Origin of the sequence: Streptomyces sp. NPDC057253 (genome assembly GCF_042669125.1) — a bacterium.
GTDB lineage: Bacteria > Actinomycetota > Actinomycetes > Streptomycetales > Streptomycetaceae > Streptomyces.
The window spans coordinates 1-11,681 of sequence record NZ_JBHUXV010000196.1 but is presented as its reverse complement, the minus strand read 5'-3'; the positions used below and the strand labels follow the sequence as shown (position 1 = coordinate 11,681).

The 11,681-nt window shown below is 71.7% G+C and carries 11 protein-coding genes; 5 read left to right on the top strand and 6 right to left on the bottom strand.

The annotated features are described in order from the left end of the window. The first annotated feature begins 94 nt into the window (after nucleotides 1–94). On the top strand, nucleotides 95–1,156 hold the full coding sequence (locus tag ACFULQ_RS46275; RefSeq protein WP_383557031.1) for an NlpC/P60 family protein: 1,062 nt from the start codon (nucleotides 95–97) through the stop codon (nucleotides 1,154–1,156). Between the two features lie 3 nt (nucleotides 1,157–1,159). On the opposite strand, the gene ACFULQ_RS46270 is transcribed toward ACFULQ_RS46275, so the two are convergent. Next, the gene (locus ACFULQ_RS46270; RefSeq protein ID WP_383557028.1) at nucleotides 1,160–1,870 is read right to left on the bottom strand and encodes a LuxR C-terminal-related transcriptional regulator; all 711 of its coding nucleotides are present in this window, start codon (nucleotides 1,868–1,870) and stop codon (nucleotides 1,160–1,162) included. Further along, nucleotides 1,867–3,159 carry a PspC domain-containing protein gene (locus ACFULQ_RS46265; protein WP_383557025.1) on the bottom strand — a complete coding sequence of 431 codons (1,293 nt, stop codon included), beginning with the start codon at nucleotides 3,157–3,159 and terminating at the stop codon, nucleotides 1,867–1,869. Before ACFULQ_RS46265 ends, ACFULQ_RS46270 begins: the two co-directional genes overlap by 4 nt. A gap of 178 nt (nucleotides 3,160–3,337) precedes the next feature. Here ACFULQ_RS46265 and ACFULQ_RS46260 point away from each other — a divergent pair, with 178 nt between their 5' ends. Both ACFULQ_RS46260 and ACFULQ_RS46255 read left to right on the top strand, forming a co-directional pair. After that, nucleotides 3,338–4,927 (top strand): PspC domain-containing protein, encoded by a 1,590-nt coding sequence (locus ACFULQ_RS46260; RefSeq protein WP_383557022.1) that lies wholly within the window; start codon nucleotides 3,338–3,340, stop codon nucleotides 4,925–4,927. Next, nucleotides 4,914–5,171 (top strand): hypothetical protein, encoded by a 258-nt coding sequence (locus ACFULQ_RS46255; protein ID WP_383557020.1) that lies wholly within the window; start codon nucleotides 4,914–4,916, stop codon nucleotides 5,169–5,171. Before ACFULQ_RS46260 ends, ACFULQ_RS46255 begins: the two co-directional genes overlap by 14 nt. 80 nt (nucleotides 5,172–5,251) lie before the next feature. On the opposite strand, the gene ACFULQ_RS46250 is transcribed toward ACFULQ_RS46255, so the two are convergent. Both ACFULQ_RS46250 and ACFULQ_RS46245 read right to left on the bottom strand, forming a co-directional pair. Then, on the bottom strand, nucleotides 5,252–5,782 hold the full coding sequence (locus tag ACFULQ_RS46250; protein ID WP_383557018.1) for a DoxX family protein: 531 nt from the start codon (nucleotides 5,780–5,782) through the stop codon (nucleotides 5,252–5,254). Nucleotides 5,783–5,955: 173 nt separating this feature from the next. Continuing rightward, on the bottom strand, nucleotides 5,956–7,263 hold the full coding sequence (locus tag ACFULQ_RS46245; RefSeq protein WP_383557016.1) for a hypothetical protein: 1,308 nt from the start codon (nucleotides 7,261–7,263) through the stop codon (nucleotides 5,956–5,958). A gap of 233 nt (nucleotides 7,264–7,496) precedes the next feature. On the opposite strand from ACFULQ_RS46245, the gene ACFULQ_RS46240 reads away from it, so the two are divergent. Beyond that, nucleotides 7,497–8,396: a DUF4429 domain-containing protein gene (locus ACFULQ_RS46240; protein WP_383557013.1), complete on the top strand. Its 900-nt coding sequence runs from the start codon at nucleotides 7,497–7,499 to the stop codon at nucleotides 8,394–8,396. 51 nt (nucleotides 8,397–8,447) lie between these two features. Here ACFULQ_RS46240 and ACFULQ_RS46235 read toward each other — a convergent pair whose 3' ends face one another. Beyond that, complete coding sequence (locus ACFULQ_RS46235; RefSeq protein ID WP_383557010.1) at nucleotides 8,448–9,254, bottom strand: class II aldolase/adducin family protein; 807 nt, start codon at nucleotides 9,252–9,254, stop codon at nucleotides 8,448–8,450. 139 nt (nucleotides 9,255–9,393) lie between these two features. Between ACFULQ_RS46235 and ACFULQ_RS46230 the strand changes: the two genes are divergently transcribed. Beyond that, nucleotides 9,394–9,861, top strand: coding sequence for a pyridoxamine 5'-phosphate oxidase family protein (locus tag ACFULQ_RS46230; RefSeq protein WP_383557008.1), 468 nt, complete (start codon nucleotides 9,394–9,396; stop codon nucleotides 9,859–9,861). 13 nt (nucleotides 9,862–9,874) lie between these two features. Here the strand turns inward: ACFULQ_RS46230 and guaA are convergent, their stop codons facing one another. Next, nucleotides 9,875–11,449, bottom strand: coding sequence for a glutamine-hydrolyzing GMP synthase (gene guaA, locus ACFULQ_RS46225; RefSeq protein WP_383557005.1), 1,575 nt, complete (start codon nucleotides 11,447–11,449; stop codon nucleotides 9,875–9,877). Nucleotides 11,450–11,681: the final 232 nt, after the last annotated feature.

Sequence of the window (11,681 nt, the reverse complement as noted above, 5' to 3'; positions counted from 1 at the left end):
CACCGCCCCCGGGCGGTCGTACGGCCGCTCCCCCTGGCGCCGTACGCCGGATGAGCCCCGGGGCGGGCGGTCGAGGAAAGGACGTGCAGTCCACGTGGCAGTGCACCGCAAGCCCCGTCAACGCTCGGCCGGCGGCCATACCGTTCGTACGGCGGCCACGATCGCCCTCGCCGGGGCGGCGACCGCGACAGGCTTCGACGGGATCGGACACGCCGAGCCGCAGCTCACGCCGACGCAGGTCAGGGCGAAGGTGGACCAGCTGTACCAGGAGGCGGAGGCCGCCACCGAGAAGTACAACGGCGCGAAGGAGAAGGCGGAGGCGGCCGAGGCCCGGCTGGACACCCTGCGGGACCAGGCGGCCCGCAGGACCGAGCGGCTCAATGAGGCACGGGACGGGCTGGGTGCGATCGCCGCGGCACAGTACCGCGGCGGCGGCTTCGACCCCGCGATGCAGCTCGCCCTCTCCGACGACCCCGACCACTACCTGGACGGCGCCGAGTTCGTCGAACGGGCCGGCAGCCGACAGGCCGCCTCGGTGGCCAACGTCCGCCGTCAACTGCGGGAGATCGAGCAGTTGCGCGGCGCCGCACACATCGAGCTGGCCTCCCTGAAGTCCCGTCAGGCGGAGCTGAAGCGCCACAAGAAGACCATCACCGGCAAGCTGGACGCGGCCCGCCGGCTGCTGGCCCAGCTGCCGACCGGGGAACGGGCGGGGGCAGCCGCGGCCGGAGCGCGCGCCTCACGTGACGCGGCGGGCGCGCGCGAGGGCCTGACGACACCCGCCGGGGCCACCGCGCAGGCCCCCAACTCCCGTGCCGCGGCGGCCGTCTCCTACGCCTACTCCAAGCTGGGCAGCCCCTACGTCTGGGGCGCCACCGGCCCGGACGCCTTCGACTGCTCGGGGCTCGTCCAGGCCGCGTACCGCTCCGCGGGCATCTCCCTGCCCCGCACGACCTACGCCCAGATCGACGCCGGCCGACGCGTCTCCCGCTCCGAACTCCTCCCGGGCGACCTGGTGTTCTTCTACTCCGGCATCAGCCATGTCGGCCTCTACATCGGCAACGGCCGCATGATCCACGCCCCGAACCCGTCGGCACCGGTACGGGAGGCACCGATCGACGAGATGCCCTTCGCGGGGGCGACACGGGTGGTGTGAGCGTCAGACCAGGCGCCGCGCGGTCGCCCACCGGGTGAGTTCGTGCCGGTTCGACAGCTGCAACTTCCGCAGCACCGCCGAGACATGGGACTCGACCGTCTTCACCGAGATGAACAGCTGCTTGGCGATCTCCTTGTAGGCGTAGCCACGCGCGATGAGCCTGAGCACCTCGCGCTCGCGCTGGGTGAGTCGGTCGAGGTCCTCGTCGACCGGCGGGGCGTCGGTGGAGGCGAAGGCGTCCAGGACGAACCCCGCGAGCCGCGGGGAGAACACCGCGTCGCCCTCCTGGACGCGGAAGACGGAGTCGACGAGGTCCGTGCCCGTGATCGTCTTCGTGACATAGCCGCGCGCACCGCCCCGGATCACCCCGATCACGTCCTCCGCCGCGTCCGAGACGGACAGGGCGAGGAAGCGGACGGGCTGCTCGGGGTCGGCCATCAACGGGGCGCAGCGGCGCAGCACTTCGACCCCGCCGCCGCCCGGCAGATGCACATCGAGGAGGACGACCTCGGGGCGGGTCGCGGTGATGACGGTGACGGCCTGCTCGACGTCCGCCGCCTCCCCGACGACCTCGACCCCGGTCTCCTCGGTGCGGCCGATCTCGGCCTGGACGCCCGTACGGAACATGCGGTGGTCGTCGACGAGGACCACGCGCACCCGGCGCTCGTCCGCGCCTCCGGTGACCTCAGCCGTGTCGTTCGCCTCGTCGCTCATGACGTCTTCTCCGCCCTCTCCATCTCCAGCTCGACCTCCGTGCCGCCGTCCGGCACCGCGCGCAGCCGGGCCGTGCCGCCATGGCGCTCCATGCGGCCGATGATCGATTGTCTGACACCCATCCGGTCGGCGGGTATCGAGTCGAGGTCGAAGCCGGGACCGCGGTCCCGGACGGACACGAAGACCGTCCTGCCCTCGACTTCGGCGTAGACCTGTACGGCGCCGCCCTCGCCACCGTACTTGGCGGCATTGACCATCGCCTCGCGCGCGGCCTGCATCTGGGCGCTGGTTCTCTCGTCGAGCGGGCAGTCGCCGACGACCACGACCTCGATGGGGACGCCGTGCTTGTCCTCGACCTCGGCGGCATTGCGCCGCACCGCGTCGGCGAGGTCGGTGGGTTCGTCGGCCTCGTCCTTGCCGGTGCCCTCGGGTTTGTAGAGCCAGGTGCGCAGATCGCGCTCCTGGGCGCGGGCGAGGCGGCGGACCTCGCTCGCGTTCTCCGCGTTGCGCTGGATCAGGGTCAGGGTGTGCAGCACCGAGTCGTGGACATGCGCGGCGACCTCCGCGCGCTCCTGGGCGCGGATGCGCATCAGGCGCTCCTCGGAGAGGTCCTGGGTCATCCGGACGAGATACGGCCCCGCGAGCAGCGTTATCCCCACGAGGACCGCGAGGGCCGCCTGGAGGACGGAGCCGAGGTGGGCGGCGGAACCCTGGAGCACGAAGACCCCGGAGACGCCCGCGGTGACGAGGAGGACACCGCCCGCGGCGCGCAGCAGGGTCAGGGTGCGCCGACGACGGCCGACCTCCATCCAGCGGGCCCGGCGGGCATTGTCCGCCTGGCGCCAGACGAGGGCAACACCCGCGCCGACGAGGACGGCCGGCCAGAGGTAGGCCCTGGCCCCATTGCCCACATTGACATTGCCGACGAAGACCATGGCCACGACGACCATGAGCAGCAGGGCGACGATCTGGCCCCGGTCGGGGCGGCGGGCGACCAGTCTGCGGCGGCCGTCCGGTGAGGTCTCGGTCGTGACCAGCGAGGGTGGCCGCTGCCCTGAGACCCCGCCGACGCCGAGCGGCACGAAGAACCAGAAGGCGGCATACAGCAGGGCACCCAGGCCGTCCGCCATGAACAGGCCGACGAAGACGAGCCGCACCCAGATGACGGGCAGCCCGAGATGCCCGGCGAGCCCCCGCGCCACACCACCCAGCCAGCGTCCGTCACTGCTGCGGTAGAGCTTGCGCGGCGGCCGCGGTTCGACGAGGGGCGCTGCTGCGGCTTCCGGCATGCCATCGATGGTCACACGGCCGGGGTGCGGGGGCATCAGGGTTGGTCCCCGAGACTCCCCTGATCTTCGACCGGCGCGCCTTCCGAACGCTTCCCTCCCCGCTCTCAGGGCCGATATCAGGGTCCGGCCAGGGTCGTTCCGACTCCCGCCGGGCCCTCTCGCCCGTCACCATGGACACATGACAGATCACCAGCACGCCGCGGGCGCCGGATCCGGCGGAGGCCCGGACCCGAGCACCAGCCCCGGCGCGGGCGCCCCCGCCGACCCCGGCGGGCCCACGCGCACGCACGGGCGGGCGGGCGCGCGAAAAGAAGAAGGAGGCACGACACCGACCGCGGTCACGGACACGCACGGCACCGAGAGCCCTGCCCCGGAGCCCGGCCCAGCCGCCCCGCACGCCGGCCCGACCGCTTCGGAGCCAGGCTCCACCGCCCCGCAGCCCGGCCCCACCGCCCCGCAGCCCGGCCCCCCCGCCCCGGAGCCCGACCCGGCCGCCACCCCCCTCCCCTTCCGGCGCGATCGCCGGCACAAGCAGCTCGCCGGGGTGTGCGCCGGGCTCGGGCGGCAGTGCGACATGGACCCGGTGATCTTCCGGATCACGCTCACCGTGCTGGCGGCGACCGGCGGCATCGGCCTCATCTTCTACGGCTTCGCCTGGCTCCTCGTCCCGTACGACGACGAGGACGAGAACGAGGTGCGCAAGCTCCTCACCGGCCGCGTGGACGGCCAGGCACTGACCGGTGTGCTGTTCGCGCTGGTCGGCTGCGGGGTCTTCCTGACCATGCTGAGCAACACCAGCGTGCTGACCTTCGCCGTGGTCCTCTCCCTGCTCCTCGCGGGTGCCGGCTACTGGTCGCGCAACCGCGGCACCCCCGACCCGGACCCGCTCTCCGCACAGGCCGTCGCCGACGCCCCACCGGAAGCGCAGGCACCCCCGGTGCCGGCCGGCTCCCCCTCCTGGTGGCGCGACCCCATAGTCAAGGACGGCACCCACGTCGGCGGCACGGGCTATCTGTGGGGCCCCCTGGACTCCCGCGAGCGGGACATCGCGGCGGCCGTCAACATCGGCCTCGGCACCCCCTGGAACCGACGCGAGGACCTCCGCGCGGCCCGGACCCCGCAGCAGAAACATCGTGGTCCGCGCTGGATCGGCGGCTGGATCTTCCTGTTCGCCCTGCTGGCGGGCGGCCTCGGCACAGGGGTGACCTGGGAGGAACACCCCCTCGGCACCAGTCTCCAGACCGGCCTCGCCTGCGCGCTGATCGTCCTCGGCCTGGGCATGGCCCTCAGCTCCTTCCTCGGCCGTACCGGAGCGGGCTCGGTCCTCCTGGCGATCATCACGGCGGGACTGCTGGCCGCCTCGGCGGCCCTGCCGAAGGACATCACCACCCACTGGGTCCGCACGACCTGGAAACCCGCGGCGGTGACCGAGGTCCGCCCGGAGTACGAACTCGGCACCGGCGTGGGGACCTTGGACCTGACCAAGCTGGACCTGGCCAAGGGCCGGACCGTGACGACCCAGGCCGACGTGGGCGTCGGCCGGCTGGTGGTCGTCGTGCCGCCGGACGTGACCGTGAAGGCGAGCATCGACGTGGGAGTGGGCGACATCCAGCTGCCGGGCGACGACCAGGAGGACGTGGACGTGGAACCGGGCAAGCGCAAGGAGGTCACCCTGCCCCCGACCTCGGGCACGAAGAGCGTCGGCACGCTCGACCTGGACCTGCGGGTCGGCATCGGACAGGCGGAGGTGAGCCGTGCTGCGTCATGAGTTCCAGCCGGGACGACTGGTCGCCGGCGTCTTGCTCACCCTCGCGGGCATCGCCTACGTCGGGGACGCGGGCGACGCGTGGGACACCCCGTGGTTCGCGGTGATCCCGATGGTCGTGGGCGGCCTCTGCCTGGCAGGCGCGGTGGGATTGCTGACCCGGCTCATACGCGGCCGAAGGGGCAGCCGCCGCGCCGGCACACCGCCCGAGGTGGAGGAGCCGGCAGAGCAGTCCTCACCGCGCTGACCACGAGGACAGTCGTCCCCTCACCGACACCGCTCAGCCGCAGCCGATCCCTTCGCCACCGGTACCTCCGCCGACCGGAGCTACCGGTAGCCTCCCGCCCGCTGCCGTCGTCGGGCCCGCAAGGCGGCGTCCACTGAGAAGATGGAGGCACCCGCGAGGACGAGAGGCAGCCAGGCCATCAGGTAGGCGAGGTCGTTGCCGTAGTAGTAGGGGTCGGAGGCCCAGCTGACGGTCAGCCACAGGCTGAGCGAGATCAACGCGCCGCCGAGCGCTGCCAGTCGGGCGAGGATGCCGAGCAGGGTGCCGATGCCTACGGCGAGTTCACCGAGGGCGATGGCGTAGCCGAAGCCGACGGGGTTCTTCAGGGACAGGTCGACGAGCGCGGGGATCGCCGAGGAGTCCCGGACACTGCGCATCATGTCGCCGATGGAGCCCGAGCCGGAGTCCTTCATGAAGGCGCTGTCGGTCAGTTTGTCCAGGCCGGCGTAGATGAAGGTGACACCCAGGAAGATGCGCAGTGGGAGCAGGGCGTACTGGCTGATGCTGTCCCGCCAGGACCGTCGCTCGTCGTAATAGGGGGCGTGCGTGTCCGTACGAAAACTATGTGTCATCGCTTCGAGCCGCCTCTCACCAGCGTGCCGAGACCCCTCACAAGACGATACGCATCAAGGGGCGGCGCTGCTCAATCCGGTTCGGACGAGTTTTTGAAGCAGGAAGAAGCCGGAAGAAGCAGGAAGGAGCCGGAAGAAGCAGGGATGGTCGAAGACGCCCGGTCCCGGAACCCTCAGTCCGTCACCTCGATCTCGTACCGGTTCGTCTCCACCCCCGCCGCGGTCACCACCTGCACCTCCACCCGTCCCGGCTCCACATCCGCCGGCACCGGCACGGTCAGCACCTCGTCGGCGGGGTTGCTGAAGCCGCCGGCCACCGGCACCAGCGGCACATGCACGTTCACCGGCCCGATCCGCACCACCATCCGCGCCAGCCGATCCGCCCGCTGCGCCCCCGGCGGCACGAACCCGGCGCCCCGGATCTCGATGTCGTCCCCGGTGCGGATGGGCCCGTCCAGGTCGCCCGCCTCCCGTGACCGCACCACGGAGAGGATCACCGGCCGCCCGCCCTCCGCGTACTTGCCCGCCACATACGTGGCCGCGGACACCAGCACCACCACCGCGAGTCCCCACGGCAGATCCGGCAGCTGGTCCGGCCGCCGGGCCAGCCGTACGCACGCGAACAGCAGAGCGACGCCGCCGATCACGACGTACTGGAGGTCGGCGAAGCTGCCCCGCCCGGAGTCGTCCGTCAGCAGATCCGCGGCCCGCGGCCGGTCCGCCCGCACCTTCTGGAGCCGCTGCCCCAGCACCCGCAGCCCGACCACCCGCCGTACCAGCACGGCGATCCCGCACACCACGGCGAGCACGGTCACCACACCCGCGCCCCGGGCCAGTTCGAGCCCGGAGATCAGCGCGTCCCGTTCCGCGCCGGAGGAGGCCGCGGCCAGGCGGCCCACCAGCACCAGCACGGCGTACGCGACGAACAGCACCCACGCCACGGCGACCGCGCGTGACGTCGACAGCCGGTTGTCCTCACCGATCACCGGCGCGAGCACCCCGCCCCGGGCTCGGTGGAACCAGGACGCGGCGGTCAGCGCGCCGGCCACCAGCAGCGCGGCGAGCAGGCCCGCCGTACGCGCCGAGGTCCATCCCGCGCCGATCGCCGTCAGTGCCTGGACGAGCAGCAGGACCACGACCGCGGCCCACACCGCGTAGGCCGTACGGCGCCACAGCCGGGCGAGCCAGGCGGCGCCCTCGGCCCGCCCGCGTTCGGCCACGAGCTCCGCGGACTGGGTCAGTTCCTCGGAGACCCACTGCCGGGACGCCGAGGCGGAGTGCGCCACGGCGGCGGGCAGCCCCTGCCCGGCGGCGAACTCGTCGCGCCTCAGGAGGAATTCGGCCACCGCGCGCCGGTGCCCGGCCCGCGCACCGTGCGGACAGTCCCCACAGGTGCAGCCACCGCCATGCGCACCCCCGGGCCCCCTGGCCGCACCGAACGCACCCCCGTCCGCGCCCTGTCTCGCTTCCTGCACCGCCACGCCCGACGCCCGCCTTCCCACGATCCTCGTGAACCTCTGGACCCACATCACCGCACCGCGCCACGACCGTGCGGCGAACCCTGAAGACCCCCGAGAAACCCCGAACAACTCCCCGCGATGACAGCGAATTGTGCCCTACGGCACACCGCCCCCGCCCGGCAGGTCCGGTCCGCGCAAGTGAGGCGACGGGTGAAGCGGGGCCGCCGTGTTGACCCGGCTGCGAGAATTTCCGTATGGCCGAGATCATCCAGCGTGACGGGACCTGGGCCTTCGACGGCACGACGGTCAGGATCACGCCGGGACTCCACCGCTCCGTGCCGCTGTTCCGGCAGACGTACGGCGAGATCGCGGTGCCCCTGGAGGCCATCGCTGGGGTGGCGTTCGAGCCGGAGCGCAAGCGCGGCCGGCTGCGGATGCGGCTGCGCGAGGGCGCGGACCCGCTGCTGCACGCGACCGGCGGCCGCCTGCCGGACCCGGCGGACCCGTACCGGCTGACCGTGGACGTCGACCGCGCCGGGGTCGCCGAGTACGTGGCCGAGGAGATCCGCCGCGCCCTCCTCCTCGACCAGATTCCCAAGGAGCCGACGAAGACGTATCTGCTGCCCGGCCCCCCGGTCCCGGTCTCGGTGCGGTCCTCCGACGGCACGGTCTCCTTCGACGGCCTCCAGGTCCGGATCGACTGGGCCGACACCTCCGACCGCGTCAAGCGCGCGACCGGTCCGCGGATCATCGACGTGGGTGACCTGGTCCAGGTGGAGTGGCTGCCCAACTCCGGTTACGAGGACGGGTTCATGCGGTTCGTGACCCGGGAGACGTCGTTCTCGAAGCTGCCGCCGGAGAAGGACCCGTACGCCCTCGACCTGTGGGGCAGCACCCGCCGCGACCTGCTCACGGCCCTGGTGGCGACCGCCGTCACGGCGAGGCTCCCGCACCCGTCCACCCGCGAGAGCCTGGAGTACGACGACGGACGCGGTCCCCGCAACCGGCTGGCCGCGGCCTCCGTACCGCCCTCGGCCGACCATCACGACGTCCTCCTGCGCAGGCTCAGGGAGTTGGGCGAGCTGCACCGCGAGGGCGTGCTCACCGACGAGGAGTTCGCCATGACGAAGGCCGCCGTGCTCCGGGGTTTCTAGCTGAGCGGATCCTGGGTTTCCGGGGTTCCTGACTCAGCAGATCCGAGGTTGCTAACTCAGCAGATCCGGCTCGCTGCGGCTGATGTCCTGCCACATCGGCTGGTAGTTGATCCACGCCACCAGGTCGCCGCCCAGCTGCTCCCGGGTGGCCACCGCCGCCCGGTGGTCGATGAGCACCGGCCGCCCCGCCGCCCGGGCCGTCAGCTGCACCTGGCTGGAGCGTTCCATCGACACGAACCACCAGGCCGCCGCGTCCACCGAGTCCCCGACGGTCAGCAGCCCGTGGTTGCGCAGCACCAGCGCCTTGCGGGAGCCGAGCGCGGCGGCGATCCGGCGGCCCTCCTCGGCGTCGACGGCGACTCCGGTGTAGGTGTCGTAGAGCGCGTGGTCCTCGTAGAAGGCGCAGCTCTCCTGGGTGAGGGGGTCGAGGAGTTCGCCGAGGGCGGCCAGCGCCCGGCCGTGCACGGAGTGGCAGTGGGCGACGGCGACGACGTCCGGGCGGGCGGCGTGCACCTGGGAGTGCACGGTGAACGCCGCCTGGTTGACGTGGTAGCGGCCGTCGAGCACCTGCCCGTCGGAGTTGGCGAGCACCAGGTCGCTCACGGTGACATGCTTGAAGGGCATGCCGAAGGGGTTGACCCAGAAGCAGTCGGTGAATTCCGGGTCGCGGGCGGTGATGTGTCCCGAGACGCCGTCCTCGAAGCCGAGCCGGCCGAAGTTCCGCAGCGCCCCGGCGAGCCGCTCCTTGCGGTGCCGGCGCTCCTCCTCGACGGAGTCGTGCATCGGCGGCATCGCGAACTGGAGCTTCTCGGTGGGCACCGGCATCGGCGGAGTGGGCCCGAGGGGTGTCCCGTGCATATGGTCCTCCGGCACTGGGTGGCTTACGGGGCGGAAGTTACCTGTGGTCAGCGCAAGAGAACAGGGCTGTTTTGTAAAGATGGCGTACGCGGCCGATATCAGACAGAAGATGTCGGGTATCGACGGAACACTGTCCGCCATGAACTGGGCTGCTTTCCGCACCGCGGAACCCGAACTCGCCAGGACCGTCGAGAACCGGTTCGGTGCCTTCACCCACCATGTCCTCGCCACCCTCCGCAAGGACGGCTCCCCGCGCACGACGGGCCTGGAGGTCCGCTTCCTGCACGGCGAGCTGTGGCTCGGCATGATGCCGGACTCGCTCAAGGCGCGGGACCTGCTCCGCGACCCCCGCTTCTGTCTCCAGGCGAACCCGGGCGAGGGCCAGACCCTGGGCGGCGGGGACGTCCGGATCAGCGGCCGCGCGAGCGAGGTCACCGACCCGGGAACCAAGGCCGCGTACGGCGAAGAGGTGGAACCGCCGGAGCCGTTCCACCTCTTTCGCACCGAGCTGACGGAGGTCGTGCGGACCTACGTCGAGGACGACACGTATCTCGTCGTCCAGGTCTGGAAGCCCGGGGAGCCGGTGCGCACCCTCAAGCGGACCTAGGAACCACCAGGGACTACTCCCACTCGATGGTGCCCGGCGGCTTGGACGTCACGTCCAGCACCACGCGGTTGACGTCGGCCACCTCATTGGTGATCCGCGTCGAGATGCGCGCGAGGACGTCGTACGGCAGTCGCGACCAGTCCGCCGTCATGGCGTCCTCGGAGGAGACCGGGCGCAGCACGATCGGGTGGCCGTAGGTGCGGCCGTCGCCCTGGACGCCGACCGAGCGGACGTCCGCGAGCAGGACGACCGGGCACTGCCAGATGTCCCGGTCCAGGCCGGCCGCGGTGAGCTCCTCGCGGGCGATGGCGTCGGCGTCGCGCAGCAGGTCCAGGCGCTCCTTGGTGACCTCGCCGACGATCCGGATGCCGAGGCCGGGGCCCGGGAAGGGCTGCCGCTGGACGATCTCGTCCGGGAGCCCCAGCTCCTGGCCGACCATCCGGACCTCGTCCTTGAACAGCTTGCGCAGCGGCTCGATCAGCTGGAACTCGAGGTCCTCGGGGAGCCCGCCCACGTTGTGGTGGGACTTGATGTTCGCCGTGCCGGTGCCGCCGCCGGACTCGACCACGTCCGGGTAGAGGGTGCCCTGGACCAGGAACTCCACCGCCGGGCCCTCGTCCGCGATGATCTCGGCCTGGGCCTGCTCGAAGACCCGGATGAACTCCCGGCCGATGATCTTCCGCTTCTCCTCGGGGTCCGAGACACCCTTGAGAGCCGTGAGGAAGCGCTCCTCTGCGTCGACGACGACCAGCTTGACGCCGGTCGCGGCCACGAAGTCCTTCTCGACCTGCTCGGTCTCGCCCTTGCGCATCAGACCGTGGTCGACGTACACGCAGGTCAGCTGGTCGCCGATGGCGCGTGCGACCAGGGCCGCGGCCACCGCCGAGTCCACACCGCCGGACAGCCCGCAGATCGCGCGCTTGTCGCCGACCTGCGCACGGATCGCGGCGACCTGCTCCTCGATCACATTGCCCGTGGTCCAGTCCGGCTTCAGACCCGCGCCCCGGTACAGGAAGTGCTCCAGGACCTGCTGGCCGTGCGTGGAGTGCATGACCTCGGGGTGGTACTGGACGCCGTAGAGCTTCTTCTCGTCGTTCTCGAAGGCGGCGACCGGTACGACGTCGGTGGACGCGGTCACGGTGAAGCCCTCGGGGGCGGCGGAGCAGGCGTCGCCGTGGGACATCCACACCGACTGCTCGTCGGGGGTGCCCTCGAACAGGGTGGAGCCCGACTTCGAGACGTGCAGCGGGGTGCGGCCGTACTCGCGGGCGCCGGTGTTGTCGACGGTGCCGCCGAGGGTGGTGGCCATCAGCTGGAAGCCGTAGCACATGCCGAAGACGGGGACGCCGGACTCGAAGAGCTCGCGGTCCAGACGCGGGGCGCCCTCCGCGTACACCGAGGAGGGGCCGCCGGAGAGGATGATCGCCGCCGGGTTCTTGGCGAGCATCTCCGCGACCGGCATGGTGCTCGGCACGATCTCGCTGTAGACCCGGGCCTCGCGGACGCGGCGGGCGATGAGCTGGGCGTACTGCGCGCCGAAGTCGACGACCAGGACGGTGTCGGGGGCGGCTGGGGTCGCTGATGACACGGGTTGCCTTCCGGCGGTGAGCGAGGTGTGTGTAGGGCCGAGTCTACCGGGAGCGGCGGGGCCGGCTCGGGGGTGCGCCCGGTCTCAGGATGCGAACCGGGTTGGACGCCGCCGTGGAGCCCGGCATACTGCTGCCATGCGCACGCAGACGACCTACCTGTTTACCTATGGCACCCGGCCCGCCGGCTGCCATGGTCGTGCTGCTTGAGCAACTGACAAGCGACTTCCCAGG